Here is a 22,064-nt window from a genome sequence, read left to right as displayed (position 1 = left end):
TCAACGACGGGTGTGCTCCATAATAATACTCTGTGAGGCGGGAAGTTTTGTACACAGTGTCATCGTGGTTTCAGATACTGACTCACCGTCAATGCGGTAACAATCTGACATCTCACCAACGACGTTGAATCCACACTTTAAATATAAATTCTTAGCTGGCAGGTTGTTTGTAAGCACATTTAAATCAAGCCACTCAACTTCTTCTGATTCACGACAAAACGTGATGGCCGTTTCTATTAGCTTTACACCCAAACCCTGCTTTCTTACGCGACAGTCAACCCCCATGCCCAACATAACACGGTGAAATCTGTACTCTTCGTTGTAATGACGTAAATCTATATGTCCAAAAATATTATCACTCGTGTCTTTGATCAACCAAAGCTTTCGCCAGCCAGCTTGACCTACGCCAGATCCAAAGCCAGCTCGAAATTTTGCTTGGAGTGACTCCGTAACCAGGCAGTGTTTTTTAGCCATGGGTTGAAAGAGTGGCGAGTCGTCAGCCGCATTATCTAAAAGCTGGACACTCAAATATGTAAAAAATGGTTCCAAATCTGACAGTGTTGCTTCTGTTATTTTCACGAATAATCCTAATTACGCAAAGCTAAGCGGCAGGCAAGCAGTCAATCTACCCTGTTTGAGGCTTTTTCTTGATCGTTTTGTTGGTTACCTGCTCTTTTTGCTCAATGAGGTTTTTTTGATTGCTTTGGCTCTCTCAGCATCTAACGCAAACATGTTACTCATAAACACCATATCCAATCATGTGACTGACCAGTTGCTGGTTTATAAATCCCCCCTTTATCTGCCAGCCATATCGACCTGCTGCATGGTGCGGATTTGGGTTGTCGCGCTGGCAAACAGCATGGCTACCGCCCCTGAATTTCAGCCTCCAGTCTGCTGCGTTTAACCAACGGAGTAGGGTTGGCAGGGCTCATGGGGTGACTCCGACGAGGCGAGTGTTGCCAATCGGGTATGTTAAAGGGCGTGGCGCAGAGGGGAAGGGGAAAATGGAAGATTTCTGGGCAGGATCAACAAATTAATGAACAAGGCGGTGTGATCGATAGAGGGTGGTGAGCTGCGGGAAGCGTTTTTCAAAAGGTAGCGATAACGAGTGTGTGACCACGGATGTCGGAAGTCACCCTCTGGCATTGCGGGGGCGCCATTGTGGTCGGCAAGGGGCAGCGTGCAGGCGGCCCCCGTGCGGCGGTCAGTTGCTCTTGATCGGGATCTCAGTGCAGCTAAGCGTCGGCTGGCCGTAACGCGCCAGACTGGCCTCGTCCCCCTTGGTAAAAAGGGTGAGGTTTTGCCCTTCATAGCGGGCGCCGCTGGCGCTGGGGGCGTCATAGGCGAGCACTTGCTGCTGGCTATACCCTTCGCTCAGGTTGATCACCGCGGCGGGCAGCTTGGCATCGTGATAGAAGTAGGTGGAGAGGGTGACGTTTTTGCCGCACTGGTAGTTGACCGGGGTCGGCACCATCAGTTGGCCGCCGCTGATCTGCAGCTCGGTGATCCGCAGTTGGTAGCTATCTTCCACACACTGGCGCAGATCCTTGGCTTTCCAGCAGTCGTTGCGCCCCTTGATCCAGCCGCGCTGCATGGCCTTCTCCGTTTTGAGCTGTTCGGGGGAGAGGTTGGCAATTGCCTTGGGGTAGAGGGCCGCCAGTTCGTTATCAAGGGCCGCCAGTCCGGCATCCTTGCAGATCAGGGTTTCGGCCGCGCCGGCTGCCTTGGCGCAATCAAAGGAGGGGGTGGCAGCGCAGGCCAGCAGAGGGGCAAACAGCAGGGGGCCAAGCAGCAGCTTGTTCATCGGGAAGACTCCAGCAAACAGGGTTGGATACCCCGTTACTAGAGCACACTCTACAGCACAATGCAGCAGGGCCGCCGAGCGCGATTTGCGCCGGGCGGCCCCGATTGGCAGAGCCTGCTCTCTTGGTGCGAGAGACGGGGTTATCTGCGCAGCGACCCCATCTTGTTGGCACCCATCAGTGATTCAGGGGCGGATGGTGCAAAGTGAGGTGACGCAGGATTAGCGACCATCCCAGGCGTTGCGGGTTGCGGCCTCTTTGAAGCGCGCGCGGTTGCTATCGTTGGGCTGAGGTTCGCTATCGCCGAAGATGGCGCGCAGCCAGTGGCCGTCTGTCGGATTGGGAAACAGTATGTAGCGAGTGCCGTACAACGCCTTGTCTGCTTCCATCTGCGTCAAGCGCTCTTCCACATCCTGGCTGTAGTATTTGCGGCGAAAGTCATTGAGGTTATCGCCCAGGTAGAGCACAACGTTGAAGGCTTGCGCGATTTCATCCTGGCGAGTCTCTTTATTGGATGAGTCGCGCAGCAGGGTGACATGCTGGTCATCCGCAAAGGGCAGGCCGGCTAGTCGCACCTGGTTGACCCCTATTTCTTGCGTTTTATCTCCTTGATCCCGAGAGCTGACATAAAACACTTCCACCCCTTTGCTCGCTGCGAATTTAAAAAACGCCAATGCGCCGGGTGCCACTACCATCTGGTTTTTGGGGAGCCAGGCATCCCAAACCGGATCATCAAAGAAGTCTTTATTGTTGTTGATCAGGTAGCCCCAATAAGGCAGCGGCAGAAAAATGGTGTCATCCAGATCAGTGATCACCGCAAGGGGCTTGTCACCCGGTTTGTGTTCCTCGAGGGCTTTTTCCAGCTGCATCCGGGCCAGATTATACCCCTGATGGTAGAGGGCTTGATATTCGGCTGCCGTTTGTTTCCAGGCCACTGCCGCGATCAATAGATTGTTGGTGCCATTGCCTGTCGGGGCGTCGTGGTTGGTCGCGGGAAGAGGCTGGGCGTGTGCCCCCGCCATGGCGCCTAGCAGCGCGACAGTTGTCAGGGTTTTGGTGAATAAAGGCATGAGAACATACTCCATGTTGTTCAGTCGAGAAGGTAAGCGATAGGAGACCACCGCCCAATGGTGTTTGAAAGTCACCAGAGTGCCATAGGTGCTACGTCAGCCCCAAGCCCATATTGTCAGGGCTGCCAGGCAGGGGGGGATGATCTATTAGGTGGCGAGTCTGTTTAATACGGCAACCGCCTTGGCTCCGTGCTGATGCGCCACGAAAATATGGTCATGATAATAACCGGCCATCACGTTGCAGCTGATTTGATGTCGTGCCAGGGCGCTGGCAAAGGCTGCCGTCAACCCCACAGCGGCTAAATCGGAGTGAACCGTGAGAGTAATCCAGGCGGCCACATAGGCAAATTCAAGACCCTGTTGCTCCGCCAATGCTTTGGGTAATACCAGAGTATGTCCCTCCTGCTCCTTGATCGTGGCGACAGCACTGGCCAGCAAGGTCTGGCTTGGCGTGGCAAGGGTACAGAAGACATATTCTCCAGGATTGAGAACGGGACTGGCTCCTTTTAACAAGGTGGCAAGATCGGTTTCACCTTTCATGTTTGCTCCTGCTGACGGTGACGGCAGGCTAGTCTGCCACACCCGTTGGCGGAAAAAGTAACCACTTGTGCTAATGGGCTATGGGTTTTCTTGATAAGCGTTGCAGTTTCGCCGCCAGTGTGCGGGATGTGAAGCGGGGGCTGTTTTTTGCTCAGTGGGCGCGTGTCGCCAGCCCGGTTGTAAGGCTGGCGGCAGCAAGAGGATCAGGCCAGCGCCAGTGGCTGGCGGCTACGCCACAGCCGCTCGTGAAAGAAGAAGATGACTGTGTTGATGGCAGGCTCGATCGTCGCCATCACGCCGCCGGTGAGCAGCTCGCCGCTCAGCAGGAAGGCAACCCCGAAGGCGACACTGAAGTGGACCAGTGCGAAGCTGCTGGTCTTGGCCTGCAGGCTGTGCTCGGGTTTGAACTTGTGCCAGCCGAGGTCGTGAAAGTAGAAGGCGACTGTGTTGACGGCGGGCTCGATCAGCGCGATCAGGCTGGCGGTAAGCAGCTCACCGGTCAGCAGGTAAGCCAGGGTAAAGGCCACGATGAAGTGCAGGGCGGCAAAGCTGATGGTCTTTTTCATGATGGCGGCTCCCTCTGGTGATGATGAGAGTATCCGCCGAAATGAGATTAAATGAAAACTATTCTCATCTATTGCCGAAATAGAGAGAACCTATCAACGGGCGAGTGGCCGGTGCGGTTCAGCGGTTGCCAATCGCAGCCAAGTCGATAAAGTACAGGTTCTTCACGCTTGCCCATGAAAAAGGATCTTTCATGAATATCAATGCCACCCTGCTTGGCCAGTTTATTGCGTTGCTGATGGTCATCGTCGGCCTCATCGCCTGGCGACTGGCGCGCCGCAAGAGCGAGCATCCGGCGCTGGTCACCCTTATCTGCTCACTGCTCTGTCTGTTCCCGCCCTTTGGCCTGCTGGCCCTGTTGCTGGTTGCGCTGAAACAGGATCTGCCCGCCCGCTTATAGGGGGCGCAGCGGTTGGCGCACAGGTTCAGGCCGCCGCACAAACAGGCACCCCAATAGAAAAAGCCCCGTGATGGGGCTTTTGCGTTTCAACTCGGTGGTCGCCGCGCGGGCACGGGATTAACCCTCGGCCTTGTTGAGCCATTCCACCTTGTACTGGGCGCCTGCACCCTGTGCCAGCTTGGCACACAGCGGTTTGAGGAAGGCTTCGATCTGCTCGGCCAGCATCCAGGGGGGGCTGATGATCAGCATGCCGGAGCCGTTCATGCCCCAGTCGGCAGTCTGGCCTGCCACTTCCAGCTCGGCCACCAGCACGTTACCGAAGTTCTCTCGTTTGATCGCCTTGAGCATGTCGCGGGATTTGTCCGCCTCTTGACCCAGGATGGGATACCAGAGCGCATAGATGCCGGTGGCCCAGCGTTTCTGTGCCTTTTTCAGGGTATCGACCACGGCGAAGTAGTCTTCCTTCAGCTCGTAGGGCGGGTCGATCAGCACCAGCCCGCGGCGTGGAGTCGGTGGCAACAGGGCCACCAGCCCTTCGAAGCCATCGCGATGGTGAACGGCGACGCGGGGGTCGTAACCCATGTTGGCGCGCAGGTCTTCCACCTCGTTGTTGTGCAGCTCCATCAGCGCCAGCTTGTCTTGCTCGCGGGCGAGGCGGCGTGACAGCTCCGGCGAGCCCGGGTAGTAGTGCAGCGCGCCGCTGTTTCCTTCTTGAGCGGGGTTCATCTCCTCGATGACGCCCAGATAGGGGGCCATGGCAGACCACTGGGCCCGCTCATCCCACAGCCGGCCGATGCCGTCTGCATATTCTGCCTTCTTCTGGGACCAGTCGCCGCGCAGGTCGTAGAGACCGCCACCGGCATGGGTGTCCAGCACGATGAAGGGCTTCTCCTTCTTCTTGAGGGACTCGATGATCAGGGCCTGAACGGTGTGTTTCAGGACGTCGGCGTGGTTGCCGGCGTGAAAGGCGTGGCGATAACTCAGCATATTAGATCTCTAAGGGGGCCCTGCTGGGCACCCAGTAACGATAGATAGTTCAACAAATTGTGGCTCTTGCCCCGCAACAGGGTGAGGCTGCGCAAGGTCTGCAGCAGGACCCCCTGCTGCAGCCGTTCCAGCTCCAGCTCGTGGGCCAGCATGGCCTGATACTCTTCCTCATCCAGCCGCGACTTGGCGCTCTGGCGCAGGGTACGCCAGGGGGTCAGGACCGCTTCAGTCTGCACCAGCGCAGGTTGCAGATCGGTGAGATCGACCACGATGCCGAGTTGATCGAGCCGGTGCAACAACAGCGCCAGATTGACGTTGCCGCCCTGCGCCTGCACGGTTAGCCAGTCCTGGTTGCGCTCGCCATAGACCTTGCCGCTCCAGTGCCAGAAGCCCAGCGGCGTCGGCAGTTCGTGCACGGCGACCTGCTCGGTCGTCATCAGCTGTTCGTCACGCAAAGAAGGCCTGCTCCATGGTTTCCAGCTCCTCTGAGAGGCTCATCCACTCCAGCTCCACCCCTTCCAGCTCCTCCTTGATGGGGCCCTGGGACTTGAGCAGTTCGGAGAGCTTGTTCTTGGCGCTCTCTTCGTAGATGGCGGGATCGGCCAGTTGCTCTTCCACCGCGGCCAGCCGGGTCTGCAGTTTTTCCATGCTGGCTTCGAGCTTCTCCAGCTTCTGGCGCAGGGGGCGGGTCGCTTGCCGGAACTCAGCCTCGCGCCGCTTCTGATCCTTGCGCGCCAGCGCCGAGTTGGCGGAGATGACGCCATCGCTTGGCTTGGCGTTGGCCTCTTTTTCCTGCTCGCCGAGCCACTTGTGGTAGTCATCCAGATCGCCATCGAAGGCTTCGACCCGGCCGCCGTGCACCAGATAGAAATCATCGGTGGTGGTACGCAGCAGGTGACGGTCGTGCGACACCACCACCATGGCCCCTTCGAAGCCTTGCAGTGCCATGGTCAGGGCGTGGCGCATCTCCAGATCCAGGTGGTTGGTCGGTTCATCCAGCAGCAAGAGGTTGGGCTTTTGCCAGGTGACGAGGGCCAGCACCAGCCGCGCCTTCTCGCCGCCGGAGAAGGGGGCCACCTTGTCGAGGGCCTTGTCACCGTGGAAGCCGAAGCTGCCCAGGTAGTTGCGCAGCTCCTGCTCGGATTTGTCCGGCGCGAGGCGGGCCAGGTGATCGAGGGGCGTGTCGTCGAGGCGCAGGGTCTCCAGCTGATGCTGGGCGAAGTAGCCTATGCTGACCCCGGCGCTCACCTCCAGCTTGCCTGACAGGGGCGGATTGGTGCCCGACAGCATCTTGATGAAGGTGGACTTGCCGGCGCCGTTGCGACCGAGCAGGCCGATGCGTGAACCCGGTACCAGGTTGAGTTTGATCTTCTCCAGGATCACCTTGTCGCCGTAACCGGCGCACAGATTTTCCATGGCGATGAGCGGGGTCGGCAGGGCTGACGGCTCGCGAAACTCGAAGCTGAACTCGGAGTCGGCGTGGGCAGGCAGCAGCTTCTCCATCCGCTCCATTGCTTTCAGGCGACTCTGTGCCTGACGGGCCTTGGAGGCCTTGTAGCGGAAGCGGTCCACATAGGCCTGCATGTGGGATACCTCCCGCTGCTGCTTCTCGTACATGGACTGCTGCTGGGCCAGCTGTTCGGAGCGCTGCAGTTCGAAGTCGGAGTAGCCGCCGGTGTATTCGTTGAGCTTGCCGTTCTCGATGTGGATGATGCGGCTGATGACCGAATCGAGGAAGTCGCGGTCGTGAGAGATAAGGACGAGCGTGCCCTGATAGCCCTTGAGCCACTTCTCCAGCCAGATCACTGCATCGAGATCCAGGTGGTTGGTCGGTTCATCGAGCAGCAGCAGATCGGAGCGGCAGAGTAGCGCCTGGGCGAGGTTCAGGCGCATGCGCCAGCCACCGGAGAAGCTGCGCACCGGCGAGCCCAGTTGCTCGTCGCTGAAACCCAGACCGTGCAGCAGCTCGGCGGCGCGGGCCCGAATGCTGTAGGCGCCTATGGTGTCGAGTTTGCCGTGCAGCTCGGCCACCAGCAGGCCGTTGTCATCCAACTCGGCCTGGGCCAGCTGGGCCTCCAGCGAGCGGAACTCCTTGTCGCCGTCGATCACGTACTCGAGCGCCGAGCAGTCAAGGGCCGGCGTCTCCTGGGCGACGCCAGCGATCTGCCAGCCGGCAGGCAGGCTGAAGCTGCCGCTGTCGATGGCCAGCTCGCCCCGTACCAGTGCAAAAAAGGTGGACTTGCCACAGCCATTTTTACCCACCAGGCCCACCTTGTGGCCCGGGTGAATGGTGGCGGAGGCGTTGTCCAGCAGCTTGCGGCCGCCGCGGATCAGTTCGATTTGACTGGCAACTATCATGGATGGGGTCTGCTTGCTCAAATGGAGGAGAAAAACTGGCGCGGATCTTACGTGAAATGGCGCAGATTTGCACTTGAGGTGGGGGGCTCCCACTGGCTGGGGGGGCAAAAACATGCCATAACAGAGAAATCAGTCAGGGTTGGGGAGGTTAGCATGCTTATCAGAGACATAATGACGACCCGGGTCGCTACCGTTTCCATGGATGACAGACTCACTGTCATCAAGGATATCTTCGAGCAGGCCCACTTCCGCCACCTGCTGGTGCTGGAAGAGGAGGAGCTGGTGGGGGTCATCTCGGACCGGGATCTGTTCCGTGCCATCAGCCCCTATCTCGACTCCGAAGCCGAGATGAGCCGTGACACTGAAACCCTCACCAAGCGGGCCCATCAGATCATGAGCCGCCATCCCGTCACCATAGCCCCCCATCTGCCGGTGCGCGACGGTGTGAAAATCATGCTGGAGAAGAATGTATCCTGCCTGCCAGTGCTGGAAAATGGCGCCCTGGTCGGCATCATCAGCTGGAAGGATCTGCTGCGCACCGCCCTCGACGCTGACGCTTTCTAGTCTTTGGCCTGTGCCACCCCATGAAAAAGGGCTCCGCGGAGCCCTTTGTTGTGTCATCAAGTGGTGATGGTTGGCCCGAGTCAGGGCAATTGTTCCACCAATAGAATGTGGGAATCCGCCCCCACCACCTTGACCCGACTGCCCGCGGTGAGCGGAACCTCGCTGCGCACCGTCCAGACGGTGTCATCCAGACGCACCCGGCTTGTTCCCTGCACCACATCATCCAGCAGGGTCAACTCACGGCCCAGATAGCTCTGCATCCGCTCATTGATAGGGCTGGCGGCATCCTGACCCGAGCTGTCCAGCCGATGCTGCCAGCGCCACCAGACCCAGGTGGTGAGCAGGGATTGCACCGCAAACAGCATCAGCTGCGCTTGCCAGCCGAAGGGCCAAAGCAGCAGGATCAAGCCGACTTCCACCGCGGCTATGCCGGTCCAGAGCAGGAAACCCACCGAGCTCAGCACTTCGATGGCCAGCAGCACGAAACCGAGTCCCAGCCAGTGCCAGTGGGTCAGCTCCGCGAGCAGGGCTGTCATGACTTGCTACTCTTGCCGTCCCTGAACAGCTCGGCCATGCCAGCTACCGAGCCAATCAGGCTGCCTGCTTCGAGCGGCATCATGATGATCTTGCTGTTGGGGCCTTCACCGATGCGGGCCAGCGCTTCCGTGTATTTCTGGGCAACGAAGTAGTTGATGGCCTGCATATCCCCCTCGGCGATGGCCTGGGAAACCATGTGAGTTGCCTTGGCTTCCGCCTCGGCGGCCCGCTCCCGCGCTTCGGCGGCGAGGAAGGCGGCCTGACGCTCACCCTCAGCCTTGAGGATCTGGGACTGTTTCTCGCCTTCGGCCTTGAGGATCTTGGACTGGCGCACCCCTTCGGCTTCCAGTACCTCGGCCCGTTTCTGGCGCTCGGCCTTCATCTGGGCGTTCATGGCTTCTACCAGTGACACCGGCGGACGCACATCCCTGATCTCGATCCGGGTCACCTTGATGCCCCAGGGGGCGGTGGCCGCATCCATGGTGCGCAGCAGTTTCTCGTTGATGGTGTCACGCTGGGAGAGCATTTCGTCCAGCTCCATGGCGCCGAGCACGGTCCGCATGTTGGTCATGGAGAGATTGCGGATGGCGCTGGTGAGATCGTTGACCTCATAGGCCGCTTTGCGGGCATCCACCACCTGTATGAAGCTGATGGCGTCTATGGTGACGTTGGCGTTGTCGCGGGAGATTACCTCCTGCGCCGGTATGTCCAGCACCTGTTCCATCATAATGATTCTGTGGCCGATCCTGTCCACATAGGGGATCAGCAGGTTGAGACCGGGGGAAAGGGTACGGGTGTAGCGACCGAAGCGCTCCACTGTCCAGTTGTAGCCCTGCGGTATTATCTTGATCCCGGCACTCAGGGTGATGATCACCAGGAACACGAAGATCCCCGTCACAATCAATGACTCGTTCATTATTAAGCTCCTTATGAAACACATTCACTAGCCTATGGCCTAGCGTCGAGCACCACAAGGATGTTCGTTCGCCTTCGTCATCATACTGCTTTGCTAATTACTAAAACGCATTAAAAAGCATTTTTTATTATTTTGAGGGATAAGCAGCCCTGCCTATAGTCGCCCTATATTAGTCGTGTTCCAAGGGATGGGCCGAAATGGATTATTTACCTATGTTTGCCAGGTTGGAAGGCCGCCCCGTGTTGCTGGTAGGCGGGGGCGAGGTCGCCCTGCGCAAAGCACGTCTGCTGCTGGCCGCAGGCGCAAGGCTGACCCTGGTCTCCCCCGAGATTGACCCCGAATTCACCGCTTTTACCGGTCGCTTCACTCATCTGGTCGAGCGTTTTACGCCGGCCCATCTGACCGGTCAGATCCTGGTGGTGGCCGCCACCGACGATCTCGAGGTCAACGCCCTCGTTTATCAGAGCGCCAATCAGCGCGGTCTGTTCGTCAATGTGGTGGATGATCCCAAGCGTTCCAGCTTCATCTTTCCCTCCATCATCGACCGATCTCCCCTGATGGTCGCCATCTCCAGCGGTGGCAAGGCACCGGTGCTGGTACGCCTGCTGCGCGAGCGGCTGGAGAGCCTGCTGCCCCGCCATCTGGGGGGGCTCACCGAACTCTCCGGCCGGGTGCGCGACAAGGCCAAGCGGGTGCTCTCATCCATTTCCGATCGTCGCCGTTTCTGGGAGCGGGCGTTTGCCTCCAATACCCTGGCTGGCCTCATCGAAAAGCAGGATTGGCAGAGTGCCGAGCGCTGGCTGAACGACGGTCTGGATCAGGCCAAGAGCGAGGTGGGTGAGGTGGTGCTGGTCGGTGCGGGGCCCGGCGATCCTGGCTTGCTGACCCTCAAGGCGCTGCAACAAATTCAGCAGGCGGAAGTGGTGCTGTATGACCAGCTGGTCTCCGCCGAGATCCTGGATCTGGTGCGCCGCGATGCCACCCTGGTCTCGGTCGGCAAGAAGGCCGGTGCCCACAGCGTGCCGCAGGAGGAGACCAATCGCCTGCTGGTGGAGCATGCCCGCGCGGGTAATCGGGTGGTGCGGCTCAAGGGGGGCGATCCCTTTATGTTTGGCCGGGGCGGCGAGGAGCTGGAAGTGCTGGCGGCAGAGGGGATCCCCTTCTCTGTGGTGCCCGGCATCACGGCCGCCGCTGGCGCCACCGCCTATGCCGGTATCCCGCTGACCCACCGCGACCACGCCCAGAGCGCCGTCTTCATCACGGGCCATTGCCAGAGCGATGGCAAGGAGCCCGACTGGCAGCAGCTCGCCACCACCAACCAGACCCTGGTCGTCTACATGGGGCTGATGCGATCCGAGCACATTCAGCAGCAGCTGGTGAGCCACGGCCGCCGCAGCACGACCCCCATCGCCATCATAGAGCGGGGCACCACGGCCCGTCAGCGTGTGCTGACCGGCACCCTGGCTGAGTTGGCTGTGCTGGCCCAGCAGGCCGTGAGCCCGTCGCTCATCGTCATCGGCGAGGTAGTGGCACTGCGCGAGCGGCTCGCCTGGTTTGGAGAAAAAAGCGGGGAAAAGAGTGGCGAGCAGCAGCGTGATAACCCGGATCTCGATGGCTGCGACCTCAAGCTGGTGCAGCTGGCCTGAGAGCAAAGACCTATTTGATGCGGCTGCCAGCGCGGCCGCGCACTGAACCACCCAGCGCCCTGACCATGCGCGTTAGCAATGACCCGAGGACCAACATGGACCGTGAAAGAGTGACTCACTTGCAGCAACCTGATGTGGAGAAGACCCCAGCAGGTATCTCCCGTGAACGATTGACTCACCTTCAGCAGCTGGAAGCCGAGAGCATCCATATCATCCGCGAGGTGGCTGCCGAATTTGAAAACCCGGTGATGATGTACTCCATCGGCAAGGACTCCTCCGTCATGCTGCATTTGGCCCGCAAGGCCTTCTATCCGGGCAAGATCCCCTTCCCCTTGCTGCACGTCGACACCGACTGGAAGTTCAAGGAGATGATCAGGTTTCGCGATGAGACAGCCAAAAAGTACGGGCTGGATCTCATCGTCCACAAGAACCCGGATGGCCTCGCCATGGGCATCAACCCCTTCGTGCACGGCAGCGGCAAGCACACCGACATTATGAAGACCGAAGGGCTCAAGCAGGCGCTCAACCAGCACGGCTTCGATGCCGCCTTTGGCGGTGCCCGTCGCGACGAGGAGAAGTCCCGCGCCAAGGAGCGGGTCTACTCCTTCCGTGACAAGTCTCACCGCTGGGATCCAAAAAACCAGCGGCCCGAGCTGTGGCGCGTCTACAACAGCCAGGTCAACAAGGGGGAGAGCATCCGGGTGTTCCCGCTCTCCAACTGGACCGAGCTCGACATCTGGCAATACATCTATCTGGAAAACATCGACATAGTGCCGCTCTACTTCGCCGCTCACCGTCCGGTTGTTGAGCGCAACGGCATCAAGATCATGGTGGATGACGAGCGCATGCCCATCGGCCCTGAAGATGACGTGAAGCAGGAGCTGGTGCGCTTCCGTACCCTCGGCTGCTACCCGCTGACCGGGGCCATCGAATCCGATGCCACCACGCTGCCGGAGATCATCGAAGAGATGCTGCTCACCACCTCGAGCGAGCGGCAAGGGCGGCTGATTGACCACGATCAGGCAGGCTCCATGGAGCAGAAGAAGCGTCAGGGATATTTCTAAGGAATCGCAACATGAACAACCATATTCAGACCGCCATCAGCGAACAGGGCATTGAAGCCTACCTGCACGCCCAGCAACACAAGAGTCTGCTGCGTTTTCTCACCTGCGGCAGCGTGGATGACGGCAAGAGCACCCTCATAGGCCGGTTGTTGCACGACTCCCAGCAGATCTATGAAGATCAGCTCAAAGCGCTGGAGTCCGACAGCCAGAAACTTGGCACCACCGGCGAGAAGCTGGATCTGGCGCTGCTGGTGGATGGCCTGCAAGCCGAGCGCGAGCAGGGCATCACCATAGACGTGGCCTACCGCTATTTTTCTACCGCCAAGCGCAAATTTATCATCTCGGATACCCCGGGCCACGAGCAGTACACCCGCAACATGGCGACCGGCGCCTCCACTTGCGATCTCGCCATCATCCTGATTGATGCCCGCAAAGGGGTGCTGGATCAGACCCGTCGCCACAGCTTTATTGCGAGCCTCTTGGGCATCAAGCAGTTCGTGGTGGCGGTCAACAAGATGGATCTGGTGGAGTTCAGCCAGGAGGTGTTCGATCGCATCAGTGCCGATTATCGCGAGTTTGCCAAGAAGCTCAGCGTCGACACCATCCATATAGTACCGGTCTCGGCGCTGGACGGTGACAACGTGGTCAACCCGAGCGACAAGCTGGCCTGGTATCAGGGCGAAACCCTGCTTGCACTGCTGGAATCTGCGGAAGTGGAACGGGAGCTGGAGCGCCATCCGGTGCGCCTGCCGGTGCAGTATGTGAACCGCCCCAACCTCGATTTTCGCGGCTTCGCGGGCACGCTCGCGGCCGGTATTTTGCGGGTCGGCGACAAGCTGGTGGTGTTGCCCTCCGGCAAAGAGAGCACCGTGACCCGTATCGTTACCTTCGACGGGGATCTGGAATACGCCCTGCCGGGTCAGGCCATCACTGTCACCTTTGCCGACGAGATCGACATCAGTCGCGGCGATCTGCTGGTGGATGCCGCCAGAAAACCGCTGGTGACCCAGAACGTGCTGGCCCACATCGTCTGGATGGGGGAGGAGTCCCTGCAATCGGGCCGGGTCTATGACATCAAGCTGGCCACCAAAAAGACCCGCGGTCAGGTGGAGGCCATCCGCCATCGCATCGAGATCAACAAGTTGGACGAGCTGCCCGCAAGCGAGCTCAAGCTCAACGAGATTGGCCTGTGCGAAGTGAGCCTGACCGATCCGGTGGCGTTTGACCCGTATACGGATATCCGCGACACCGGCAGCTTTATCCTGATCGACCGGCTGAGCAACGTCACCGTCGGGGCGGGCATGATAGTGGAAGGCTTGGCCGCGAAAGTGGCAAAAGGGCAATACAGCGAGTTCGAGATCGAGTTAAACGCCTTGGTACGCAAGCACTTCCCCCACTGGCAGGCGCTGGCTATCGGCAGCGACAAGGCGTAGGTCGTCATTCCCTTCCCCCGCGAGCGCGGAGGAATTCCCCTTATCCCCAGCCCTGCTCCCGCCAAATAAAAGAGAGGGAGGCGGGGCTTGATAGGCCCTCTCCTGTGGGGGGAGGGCCAGGGTGAGGGATTGAGCGGTAGAGAAGGAGTCTGGATGAATAACGTTGTGTGGCACCAGCATGCGGTGAACAAGGCAAGCCGGGCCGGGCTCAAAGGGCAGAAGCCGCTGGTGATCTGGTTTACCGGGTTGTCGGGGGCGGGTAAATCGACCCTGGCGGGGGCGCTGGAACAGGCGCTGGCGGCCGAGGGCAAACACACCTATCTGCTGGATGGGGACAATGTGCGCCACGGCCTGTGCGGCGATCTCGGTTTCGACGATGCCGCCCGTCAGGAGAATATCCGCCGGGTCGGCGAGGTGGCAAAACTGATGGTGGATGCGGGCTTGATTGTGCTCACCGCCTTTATCTCGCCATTTCGCGCCGAGCGGGAGCTGGTGCGCAACCTCTTGGGGCCTGACGAGTTTGTCGAAGTCTTTGTCGATGCGCCGCTCGCCATCTGTGAAGAGCGCGACCCCAAGGGGCTCTACAAAAAGGCGCGGGCAGGGGAGATCCGCAACTTTACCGGTATCGACTCCGCCTATGAGGCGCCGGAGCAGCCGGAAATCCATCTGCTGAATGCTGGCAAGCCAGTGGCAGCGTTGGTGGATGAGCTGCTGACTGCGTTAAGGCTGCGTGGGTTGATCGACTGAGGTTTATTGTGCGAACAGAATATTGATAAACAAGGGGGCGTTTGCCCCCTTATTTATTTCTTTCCAATGATGCTCCTCAGTTAAAGAACTCGATAGATTCAGTAATAGAGGCTATTTGCTCTCTTGCTCCATTCGTTACTGCCTGATGTAGTAAACCAGATAGAATAGCGCTACGTGTTGCTTCAGGTATCACACATGGGCTTAATATGCCCCTAGATTGAGGGTAATCCCCCCAGTGAACACCAAGTGATTTTTCGCCACCATTATATTGGTTCTTGTGATCATACCAGCCAATGATTAGCTTTAAGCCATCATCAACATGTATTTCTTTATAGTCTTTCCAATAGGAAATCATGTTCATCTTGATATTGTCCTCATAAACCTAAGGTTTGAGCTAACCGAACCGCCACGGCCGGACGCCGCAGAGCCAGAATGAAATGAGGCCCGAAGGCGGCATTCCAGTTGAGCTCAGGGTTAGGCATCACGACGGTGCGGCTCGAGTTGGTGAATAAACACTGTGTAGGTATCGGCGGGTCTCATCGCGGCCGCCAGATCGAGTGCATGGCCGATAGCCCCACGGTGGTATGTTCCATGATTGACGATATGAAACAGAATCTCGGTTGGTGTCATAGATCCCCGAAAGCCATCGACAAAGGTAAAGCTCAGTGTCTGGTGAGCCTGATCGGTTCGCAGGTGCGAGGCATAGGCTGCCAACCACTCATTTGACACCGTCAGTCGTTGGTCGAGTTCTTGGAGCGAAGGTACTAGGTCTGTATTTGTCGAGGGGTGCGGCTCAGGTGTCGATTGGAGTCTAGCCCTGAAATTCTCCTCGACCCTGACCATGTGATTGAGCTGCTGACGAGCAAACGCAAGTGATGCCGCGCCTTGGACTGGATCAATGGTTCCCACCACATCCAACGTTCTTCTATCGGCCCAGCATTTGTACTCAAGTGCCTTGTGTAGTAGTGAAGTTTCCATTTGATACCTAACGCCGCGCTCAGGGGAAAAACGTAGTGGAGCTAATTTGTGGTAAAGTGATCTCGTATGTTGGGCTAAAAATCGTAGGTTGGTGCTGAACGAAGTGAAGCCCAACGTTTACCGCGAAACGTATCTTAAAATTTGTTTTACCGATCGACCCAATCCATATTTATCCCGCTCTGGTTGATGTGATAATGCTCTGACTTGATGTGTGAGTGAGTTTCCTGCCAGAGTAATTGATGGTGCAAGATGGCTTGCTTACCATAAGGTCATGCAAAGTTTAAATAGCTGCCGTATACTAGTAAATAATGCCATTGATAATATTGTGAGTGCTCATTCTTAGTAAAATTATGGAGGTGGTAAGAGCACAAAAAAAAGAATGAGCCAATAGGAAATCATGTTGTGTATTTGCAAAAGCATGCGAAGGCGCATGAATTAAACTTGTCCCCCCTTGGGTGACATTACGGGTATTTAAACTCACTGTTTGTTACCTCAAAAAAGAGGGAGATAATACTCTCCCCCATTCTTTTTTCATTGTTTAATGTTTAATTCCCTTTAAAAGAGACCAGCCAGGGAGTTTGCCAACTGATCTTCAAGGACTGGCCTTGCATCTTTGAAATCAAGGTTAACTTGGTTAGCATTGCTCACAATACGGGTTTGATATTTGTGACGGGAACCTTGCTCAGTGCTTGTCTGGACCTTGCCACCAGATGACCCTTGCTTGAGCATGGCGACATTGTCGGTGGTCACGGTAACCCCTGTGAGAGCTTTTTCTGCGATCTGCAAGTCCGTAATCATGGTGTAGTTGGTGTCTTCAATCATGGCATCGGCGGCAACCCCCGCCAATGCGCCGACCAGTCCTGCGCCGAGGGCTGCACCGTTGGAGGAGCTGTTATAGGCGACTGCGCCAGCAGCGGCAGCAGCCCCGACCGCACCTGCCCCATAACCGGAAAGCAGGGCGTTTTGGGAATCACGCAGGTCCATTTTCCCCACGGAAAGGACATTTGCCTGGATCCAGTATTGGGCGGTATCTGGGTTGCTGGAAATGACCATCCCTTTGTTTTGTAGTGCTTGGCGCAATTTTGGTTCAACGGCCACGCTCTGTTCAGTGCTGGTGTTGCGCAGTTGCAGGTAGACGGTCCGCTCAGCGGTCGGTTCAAGGAAGATGGTCTCGGACATCTTGGTCTGGACATCGAGGTTACGTTTGGTGACTGCTGTATGCACTGCGGAGCATCCAGACAGACCGAATATAGCGACAGTAACCACTGCCAGAACTGTTTTTTTCATCATCGTTATTCTCTTCTTCTTTTGGTAAAGACTTATGGTTTATGGAGTGAGGCGTTCACATCCGCACTTCCCCGCCATTGTTGGATGGCAGAGCTCAACAGGGCGAGGTCATATCGCCCAAAATTGACAATGGCAATTAAATATCTCGTATGTTGGGCTAAAAATCGTAGGTTGGTGCTGAACGCAGTGAAGCCCAACGTTTACCGCGAAACGTATCTGCAAATTTGTTTTACCGATCGGCCCAATCCATGTTTATCCCACTCTGGTTGATGTGATCATGCTCGTCTGTTGGGCTTCGCTACGCTTTGCGCCAACCTACAAAAACCACGCTACCGCCCCTGAATTCCAGCTTCCAGTCTGCTGCTTGTTACCTGTGGTGTTGCTCTGGTCTGGCTCATGGCTGACTCCGACGAGATGGTTGTCAATCGGGTATGTTACCAAGCGGAGCTTTAATTAAAAGCGCAAGCAGGCCGTTTTCTGAGCAAGATCAACAAATTAATCAACAATGTCGTAGGTTCGAATAGCGCAGCGTATTCGGACGATCGCGAAAGGGAGGGGAGGGAACTTTGGGGGTGCCAAGGGGGTGAGTTGCGAAGATGGGCCGGCGGGCCCATCTTGCCGGGGCATCAGAGGGTCTGTTCTCCCGCCGTCGTGGCCGGTTCGGCGGCGCTCAGCTGCACGTCGATCTGCATCTCGTATGTTGGGCTAAAAATCGTAGGTTGGTGCTGAACGAAGTGAAGCCCAACGTTTACCGCGAAACGTATCTGCAAATTTGTTTTACCGATCGACCCAACCCATGTTTATTCCGCTCTGGTTGAGGTGATCATGCTCATCTGTTGGGCTTCGCTACGCTCTGCGCCAACCTACAAAAACCACGCTACCGCCCCTGAATTTCAGCCTCCAGTCTGCTGCTTGTTACCTGTGGTGTTGCTCTGGTCTGGCTCATGGCTGACTCCGACGAGACGGTTGTCAATCGGGTGTGTTACCAAACGGAGCTTTAATTAAAAGCGCAAGCAGGCCGTTTTCTGAGCAAGATCAACAAATTAATCAACAATGTCGTAGGTTCGAATAGCGCAGCGTATTCGGACGATCGCGAAAGGGAGGGGAGGGAACTTTGGGGGTGCCAAGGGGGTGAGTTGCGAAGATGGGCCGGCGGGCCCATCTTGCCGGGGCATCAGAGGGTCTGTTCTCCCGCCGTCGTGGCATCTCGTATGTTGGGCTAAAAATCGTAGGGTGGTGCTGAACGAAGTGAAGCCCAACGTTTACCGCGAAACGTATCTGCAAATTTTTTTTACCGATCGACCCAATCCATGTTTATTCCGCTCTGGTTGAGGTGATAATGCTCATCTGTTGGGCTTCGCTACGCTCTGCGCCAACCTACACGAAGTGAAACCCAACGTTTACCGCGAAACGTATCTGCAAATTTGTTTTACCGATCGACCCAACCCATGTTTATTCCGCTCTGGTTGAGGTGATCATGCTCATCTGTTGGGCTTCGCTACGCTCTGCGCCAACCTACAAAACCACGCTACCGCCCCTGAATTTCAGCCTCCAGCCTACCGCTTGTTACCTGTGATATTGCTCTGGCCTGGCTCATGGCTGACTCCTATAGGATGGTTACCGAACCAAGATGTTACTGAACGGAGCCTTACAGGGAAGAGGGAATTGGTCATTTCTCGTACCAGATCAATAAATTGAGTGAACATTGACCGTTAATGGGGCGTACCAATGCCCACGGCGCATCTGCGCAGTGGGTGGATAAACTGCTCAGGGGGACTTGCCAACCCGAGCAGATACATCTCAATCAGCTGACGCTACGTTTATCTGTTGGGGTTACCAAGTTTCGACCTTAGCCACAGGTTCATATTACTGATGACCTCTTTACGTTTGCTTTCTCCGCTAATATTGTTCAGTCCGTGATCAAGTTCGTCGTAACGTTGATACTCAATATTTTCTTTCCCGAGGTCTTTAAGATGTTTTATCATTTCATCTGTTTTTTGAGGTGATACAGAGGTATCTCTCCCTCCCTGAACGATCAACAAAGGGGATTTTACGTTTTGCAGGGTATCAAGCTGATCGATGGAGAGCACCTGATACCACCAATGATAGCCATGTCCGCTTGCTTGAATATCCAATGGTTTGCTGTTAAGTACATGTTCGGCAAACCCTTTAAAATTATTGATGTTTTCTTTTGCCTCTTCGAGGTTTTCATACTTTTAAGCGATATTGTCTAACACGTCATCAATGAACCAGCGACCACCACCATTAAAGGAAATCGTTGCATCTATATCGTCAACGTTTGCTGCAACCAAGTGAGCAATGACTGCCCCCTCACTGCCTCCCAATACTATAAACTTATTGTATTTGCTATCTTTTCGTACTATGTCAAGAACAACCTTAATGTCAGCTACTCGCTGCTCAGGGCTATCCTTTTTAAGGTAATAAGCAGGGCAGTCCTTTCGATCAGTTGCTATGTCGTATTTGAGGTCTTTGTTAATGCCGTATTTTTCAATTAATAAAATGTCGGCTTCTGGCCAAACATTTTTATAGGCGGTAAATATCGAATCTATTTTTAAAACACTGTTGCAATCCGAACCATGAAGAATCAGTAATAATGTATCTGAGTCATGAGTATTCTGGAGCAAGTAATATGATATGAGAGAGCCATCAGCCCTGCTAGCGGTATGAGTAATGACATCTTTAGCGCTCACAGAAAATATTAAAAAAAATAAAGTTAAATATGTGGCTCGAATTTTCATTTTTTTCCCTAACAGTGACTAGACGGAGGTTTGTACTAACCCGATCATTGAGTCTTTCGCTGGGTTTTGCATTATCCTTATTTGCACAACCCAAAGAACCATATTTTATGGTATCTGAAGATACTCACTAAATGTCCTCTTGCTGCGCTACCCTTTTCGCAGTGAAAAAATACCGCCAATAAAATCGGGACAGTCACCAATTTGATTATCGCATGCCCGATAAAACTAACCCCCTGTTAAGGGGGAGCAATGAAATATCGATACCGCCGCAAACCAGCTTAAACAAAAAATGCAACGCACAATAAAAACACTACGCGTTGCGAATCACACTTGAACAGTTTGTTATGCGTTACTTTTTCCTGACAACACAGTAACCCTTTCCAAATCTCTACTCGGAAAGTCGGGGTCTACATACACATACATACGACTTATTAGTTTTCCAGTAAACTCAAATACACTACAAAAACGACCAGTAGATATATTATTGTCCGGCCAAGAGGTGCCATCGCTCATCACACCTCCCTCTTGCCCCTCAACGACTACCATGTTACCAGCAGTTGTTATCTTAAAACCGTCTATGTCGTGCCAGATACTTGTGAGCGAGCTACCAATTCTATTACCAAACTCAACTAATGCATCCTTTCCTTTCGCCTGCCCAAATTTAGGAAAGAAAAAATCAACATTCTCTGAGAATAGATCAAGATAACTAGGATCACCCATATCTACTTTCTCGAAATACTCAACTACCTGCTCAACTAAATTGTCTTGTTCCATAACTATTCCTACGTCCGTATCATCTCGTATGTTTGGCTAAAAATCGTAGGTTGGTGCTGAACGCAGTGAAGCCCAACGTTTACTGCGAAACGTATCGGAAAATTTGTTTTACCGATCGGCCCAGTCCATGTTTATCCCGCTCTGGTTGAGGTGAGAATGCTCGTCTGTTGGGCTTCGCTGCGCTCTGCGCCAACCTACACGAAGTGAAGCCCAACGTTTACCGCGAAACGTATCGGCAAATTTGTTTTACCGATCGGCCCCATCCATGTATATCCCGCTCAGGTTGGCGTAATTATGCTCGCTTGTTGGGTTTCGCTAGGCTCTGCGCCAATCTACAAAAACCAGGCTACCGCCCCTGAATTCCAGCCTCCAGTCTGCTGCTTGTTACCTGCGATGATGCTTTGGGCTGGCTCATGGCTGACTCTGATGAGACGGTTGCCAAGCGGCTATGTTACCGAACGGAGCTTTTATTAAAAGCGCAAGCGGGCCGTTTTCTGAGCAAGATCAACAAATTAATCAACAATGTCGTCGGTTCGAATAGCGCAGCGTATTCGGACGATCGCGAAAGGGAGGGGAGGGAACTTTGGGGGCGCCAAGGGGGTGAGTTGCGAAGATGGGCCGGCGGGCCCATCTTGCCGGGGTGTCAGGGGGTCTGTTCTCCCGCCGTCGTGGCTGGTTCGGCGGCGCTCAGCTGCACGTCGATCTGCAGCCCCTGCATCAGCACGGTTTTCAGATCTTGCAGGTACTCCTCCAGTGGTGGTTCCTGCAACAGCTGGGCGAGCTCGTTGCCCACCGGGGTCAGCCGGTAGTAGAGCAGGGTGATGTTGGTCTGCTTGCGCTGCAGCCGCCAGCGCTGGTTGCCGAACTCCAGCTCGACGCCATCGGCGGGCAGCGGGCCGGATTCGAGCTCTCCCTTGTGCAGCAGGCCGAGCTCGAACAGCTGCAACAGGGCATTGTAGGGCAGCCGGTATTTGCCAAGGCCAAGGCGGGTCACCTTGGCGCGGCTGAGCAGGCTGGCCCCCTTGTGCAGCCCCAGCAGCAGGCGCTGCTCATCGCTGCCCGCATAGTGGCAGGCGAGGGCGCAGATCCGCTGGAATAGCAGGGCCTCGCGCTGGGTCATCTCTTTGAGGGTGGTGAGGGCACGAATGGAGAAACGGCCAGGGGTGGCGATCTCGATAGCGAAGATGCGCCCCCACAGCTGCTGCATGGGCACCATGCTGATGTCTTCCGCCAGTTGCAGGAAGCGGGTCAGCCAGTCGCTGTCCATCTCGCCGCCGGCAGCCGTCTCTTCGCAGTGGCGGGAGGCCATCACCATGATGGCTTCCAGATTGCGCTGGCGAGCGGCCTGATCCGCCAGATGGCGAAAGGTGGCGCGCTGTTCGAAGGTGCTGTCGCTGTTGCGAGTGAGCATGCCGTCTATGCCACGGCTGCGGGCCAGACGCAGGGTCTGCTCCTGGCTGCTCAGGATGGAACTCTCTTTCTTGGGCGGGGGCAGGTCAGCCATGCTGGCTCCGTGATCGCAAGGTCTAGTCTTGAATGTTACTCCAACCGGGATGGCGGGCAATCCCTCAAGCAGGGGCAGGTCACGGTTTCGACGGGTAAGGGAATTAAAAATGGCCTCCGGTCGAAGGCCACTGT

Annotated in this window: 23 protein-coding genes; 6 read left to right on the top strand and 17 right to left on the bottom strand. The window is 56.1% G+C overall.

What is annotated here, in order from left to right:
- From WJM78_RS17145 to WJM78_RS17125, 5 genes are all read right to left on the bottom strand, one after another.
- On the bottom strand, positions 1-579 hold the full coding sequence (locus tag WJM78_RS17145; RefSeq protein WP_339010779.1) for a GNAT family N-acetyltransferase: 579 nt from the start codon (positions 577-579) through the stop codon (positions 1-3).
- 625 nt (positions 580-1,204) lie between these two features.
- Positions 1,205-1,804, bottom strand: a complete 600-nt coding sequence (locus WJM78_RS17140; RefSeq protein ID WP_339010778.1) for an MliC family protein — start codon at positions 1,802-1,804, stop codon at positions 1,205-1,207.
- Positions 1,805-2,023: 219 nt separating this feature from the next.
- Positions 2,024-2,947 carry a 5'-nucleotidase, lipoprotein e(P4) family gene (locus WJM78_RS17135; RefSeq protein WP_339010776.1) on the bottom strand — a complete coding sequence of 308 codons (924 nt, stop codon included), beginning with the start codon at positions 2,945-2,947 and terminating at the stop codon, positions 2,024-2,026.
- A 72-nt stretch (positions 2,948-3,019) separates the two neighbouring features.
- A complete protein-coding gene (locus tag WJM78_RS17130) occupies positions 3,020-3,412 on the bottom strand; it encodes an ACT domain-containing protein (RefSeq protein WP_042034205.1) in 393 nt (130 codons plus the stop codon).
- A gap of 203 nt (positions 3,413-3,615) precedes the next feature.
- Positions 3,616-3,978, bottom strand: coding sequence for a DUF2061 domain-containing protein (locus WJM78_RS17125; RefSeq protein ID WP_042034204.1), 363 nt, complete (start codon positions 3,976-3,978; stop codon positions 3,616-3,618).
- 191 nt (positions 3,979-4,169) lie between these two features.
- Between WJM78_RS17125 and WJM78_RS17120 the strand changes: the two genes are divergently transcribed.
- Positions 4,170-4,376: a hypothetical protein gene (locus WJM78_RS17120; protein ID WP_339010773.1), complete on the top strand. Its 207-nt coding sequence runs from the start codon at positions 4,170-4,172 to the stop codon at positions 4,374-4,376.
- Between the two features lie 117 nt (positions 4,377-4,493).
- Here the strand turns inward: WJM78_RS17120 and WJM78_RS17115 are convergent, their stop codons facing one another.
- The 3 genes from WJM78_RS17115 to WJM78_RS17105 are packed head-to-tail and all read right to left on the bottom strand — an operon-like array spanning position 4,494 to position 7,721.
- Entirely contained in the window at positions 4,494-5,363 is an 870-nt protein-coding gene (locus WJM78_RS17115; RefSeq protein ID WP_339010770.1) for a 23S rRNA (adenine(2030)-N(6))-methyltransferase RlmJ, read from the bottom strand.
- Positions 5,357-5,818 (bottom strand): DUF2390 domain-containing protein, encoded by a 462-nt coding sequence (locus WJM78_RS17110; RefSeq protein WP_339010768.1) that lies wholly within the window; start codon positions 5,816-5,818, stop codon positions 5,357-5,359. Before WJM78_RS17110 ends, WJM78_RS17115 begins: the two co-directional genes overlap by 7 nt.
- Positions 5,811-7,721 carry an ABC transporter ATP-binding protein gene (locus tag WJM78_RS17105; RefSeq protein ID WP_339010766.1) on the bottom strand — a complete coding sequence of 637 codons (1,911 nt, stop codon included), beginning with the start codon at positions 7,719-7,721 and terminating at the stop codon, positions 5,811-5,813. Before WJM78_RS17105 ends, WJM78_RS17110 begins: the two co-directional genes overlap by 8 nt.
- A gap of 153 nt (positions 7,722-7,874) precedes the next feature.
- Between WJM78_RS17105 and WJM78_RS17100 the strand changes: the two genes are divergently transcribed.
- Positions 7,875-8,285: a CBS domain-containing protein gene (locus WJM78_RS17100; protein WP_042034197.1), complete on the top strand. Its 411-nt coding sequence runs from the start codon at positions 7,875-7,877 to the stop codon at positions 8,283-8,285.
- 80 nt (positions 8,286-8,365) lie between these two features.
- On the opposite strand, the gene WJM78_RS17095 is transcribed toward WJM78_RS17100, so the two are convergent.
- Together WJM78_RS17095 and WJM78_RS17090 are read right to left on the bottom strand one after the other, a co-directional pair.
- The gene (locus tag WJM78_RS17095) at positions 8,366-8,821 is read right to left on the bottom strand and encodes an NfeD family protein (protein ID WP_212514544.1); all 456 of its coding nucleotides are present in this window, start codon (positions 8,819-8,821) and stop codon (positions 8,366-8,368) included.
- Positions 8,818-9,738 (bottom strand): SPFH domain-containing protein, encoded by a 921-nt coding sequence (locus tag WJM78_RS17090; RefSeq protein WP_339010760.1) that lies wholly within the window; start codon positions 9,736-9,738, stop codon positions 8,818-8,820. The genes WJM78_RS17095 and WJM78_RS17090 overlap by 4 nt, the downstream gene beginning before the upstream one ends.
- A 197-nt stretch (positions 9,739-9,935) precedes the next feature.
- Here WJM78_RS17090 and cysG point away from each other — a divergent pair, with 197 nt between their 5' ends.
- The 4 genes from cysG (at position 9,936) to cysC (ending at position 14,628) form a co-directional block, all read left to right on the top strand.
- Positions 9,936-11,384: a siroheme synthase CysG gene (gene cysG, locus WJM78_RS17085; RefSeq protein WP_339010758.1), complete on the top strand. Its 1,449-nt coding sequence runs from the start codon at positions 9,936-9,938 to the stop codon at positions 11,382-11,384.
- Between the two features lie 95 nt (positions 11,385-11,479).
- A complete protein-coding gene (gene cysD / locus WJM78_RS17080; protein WP_339010757.1) occupies positions 11,480-12,448 on the top strand; it encodes a sulfate adenylyltransferase subunit CysD in 969 nt (322 codons plus the stop codon).
- A gap of 11 nt (positions 12,449-12,459) precedes the next feature.
- Positions 12,460-13,881 carry a sulfate adenylyltransferase subunit CysN gene (gene cysN, locus WJM78_RS17075; RefSeq protein WP_339010756.1) on the top strand — a complete coding sequence of 474 codons (1,422 nt, stop codon included), beginning with the start codon at positions 12,460-12,462 and terminating at the stop codon, positions 13,879-13,881.
- 153 nt (positions 13,882-14,034) lie between these two features.
- Entirely contained in the window at positions 14,035-14,628 is a 594-nt protein-coding gene (gene cysC, locus WJM78_RS17070) for an adenylyl-sulfate kinase (RefSeq protein WP_339010753.1), read from the top strand.
- Between the two features lie 76 nt (positions 14,629-14,704).
- Here the strand turns inward: cysC and WJM78_RS17065 are convergent, their stop codons facing one another.
- The 7 genes from WJM78_RS17065 to WJM78_RS17035 all read right to left on the bottom strand — a co-directional run bounded on the left by WJM78_RS17065 (position 14,705) and on the right by WJM78_RS17035 (position 21,930).
- Positions 14,705-14,989 (bottom strand): hypothetical protein, encoded by a 285-nt coding sequence (locus tag WJM78_RS17065; RefSeq protein ID WP_339010751.1) that lies wholly within the window; start codon positions 14,987-14,989, stop codon positions 14,705-14,707.
- 113 nt (positions 14,990-15,102) lie between these two features.
- Positions 15,103-15,606: a DinB family protein gene (locus WJM78_RS17060; protein ID WP_339010748.1), complete on the bottom strand. Its 504-nt coding sequence runs from the start codon at positions 15,604-15,606 to the stop codon at positions 15,103-15,105.
- 555 nt (positions 15,607-16,161) lie between these two features.
- A complete protein-coding gene (gene traT / locus WJM78_RS17055) occupies positions 16,162-16,896 on the bottom strand; it encodes a complement resistance protein TraT (RefSeq protein ID WP_275930890.1) in 735 nt (244 codons plus the stop codon).
- A 1,817-nt stretch (positions 16,897-18,713) separates the two neighbouring features.
- A complete protein-coding gene (locus WJM78_RS17050) occupies positions 18,714-19,028 on the bottom strand; it encodes an alpha/beta hydrolase family protein (RefSeq protein WP_339010744.1) in 315 nt (104 codons plus the stop codon).
- A gap of 81 nt (positions 19,029-19,109) precedes the next feature.
- Complete coding sequence (locus WJM78_RS17045) at positions 19,110-19,652, bottom strand: hypothetical protein (protein ID WP_339010742.1); 543 nt, start codon at positions 19,650-19,652, stop codon at positions 19,110-19,112.
- A 342-nt stretch (positions 19,653-19,994) separates the two neighbouring features.
- The gene (locus WJM78_RS17040; RefSeq protein ID WP_339010740.1) at positions 19,995-20,426 is read right to left on the bottom strand and encodes a nuclear transport factor 2 family protein; all 432 of its coding nucleotides are present in this window, start codon (positions 20,424-20,426) and stop codon (positions 19,995-19,997) included.
- 643 nt (positions 20,427-21,069) lie between these two features.
- Positions 21,070-21,930 carry a TIGR03899 family protein gene (locus WJM78_RS17035; protein ID WP_339010738.1) on the bottom strand — a complete coding sequence of 287 codons (861 nt, stop codon included), beginning with the start codon at positions 21,928-21,930 and terminating at the stop codon, positions 21,070-21,072.
- Positions 21,931-22,064: the final 134 nt, after the last annotated feature.

Source organism: Aeromonas popoffii, assembly GCF_037818705.1.
GTDB classification, from domain to species: Bacteria; Pseudomonadota; Gammaproteobacteria; order Enterobacterales; family Aeromonadaceae; genus Aeromonas; species Aeromonas popoffii.
Note: the sequence above shows the minus strand (reverse complement) of the source record. Positions and strands in the feature narration are given on the sequence as shown.